We start from the raw sequence: 554 nt of genomic DNA, 5'->3' as shown, positions 1-554 counted from the left end.
ACGTCGCGGATGGCGGCCGGGTAGCCGGCGTCGCGCAGGGCCCCGACGAGGGTGACGGCGCGGATGGAGTGGCCGCCGAGGTCGAAGAACGAGTCGTGGATGCCGACCCGCTCGACGCCCAGGACCGCAGCCCAGATCGCGGCGATCCGGTCCTCGTCCGGGGTACGTGGCGCGACGTAGGCGGCCCCGGTGGGCAGGGCCTGGGCGTCCGGCGCGGGCAGGGCCCTGCGGTCGAGCTTGCCGTTGACGGTCAGCGGCAGCTTGTCCAAGGGCACGAACGCGGCCGGGATCATGTACTCGGGCAGTCCGACCGACAGCGCGGCGCGCAGCTGGGCCGGCGCGGGCAGCTGACCGTCCGGGGTCAGGTACGCGACCAGGATGTCGCCGCGCAGCAGCACGCGCGCCTCGCGGACGCCGTCGATCGCGGCGAGAGCGGCCTCGATCTCGCCCAACTCCACGCGGAAGCCGCGGATCTTGACCTGGTCGTCGGCCCGGCCGACGAACTCCAGGCTCCCGTCCAGCCGACGGCGGGCGATGTCACCACTACGGTACAG

General features: G+C 73.8%; 1 protein-coding gene. It reads right to left on the bottom strand.

Annotated features, from left to right (window positions below; translation table 11 throughout):
* Positions 1 to 554, bottom strand: a 554-nt coding sequence (locus tag FXF52_RS41250; RefSeq protein ID WP_148805077.1) for a phosphopantetheine-binding protein, incomplete at both ends; no start/stop codon positions are given.

The sequence above is a fragment of the Micromonospora sp. MP36 genome (genome assembly GCF_008119785.1).
GTDB lineage: Bacteria > Actinomycetota > Actinomycetes > Mycobacteriales > Micromonosporaceae > Micromonospora.
The sequence above is the reverse complement of the archived record's forward strand: the minus strand, read 5'-3'. Positions and strand labels throughout refer to the sequence as shown.